Consider the following 240-nt stretch of genomic DNA (forward strand, 5'->3'; position numbering starts at 1 on the left):
CATGAGAGCCGTCTGGGAACAGAACCGCAACAACATGCAGGCAGTCAGCGGTAAGACCGTCTCGTGCTCTCTCCTGATATGAATAGACAGCGAATGATTCATCTCCATCTCACCAGTCGATGACTCATCCGCTGCTGTTTCATCCGCTGCAGTTTCATCTGCTGGTATCTCGCCTACCATCTTCCTTTCTGCTACTGCTTCATCTAGTGTCATCTGGTCCAGTGTCATCTGGTCCAGTGT

Annotated in this window: 1 protein-coding gene; it reads right to left on the bottom strand. The window is 50.8% G+C overall.

The genetic code is table 11. The features are described from left to right. Positions 1 to 213 (bottom strand): hypothetical protein (locus Q4563_RS22280; RefSeq protein WP_303606095.1); only part of this gene is annotated, 213 nt, incomplete at its 3' end. Between the last annotated feature and the right edge of the window lie 27 nt (positions 214 to 240).

The organism is Gilvimarinus sp. 1_MG-2023 (assembly GCF_030548285.1).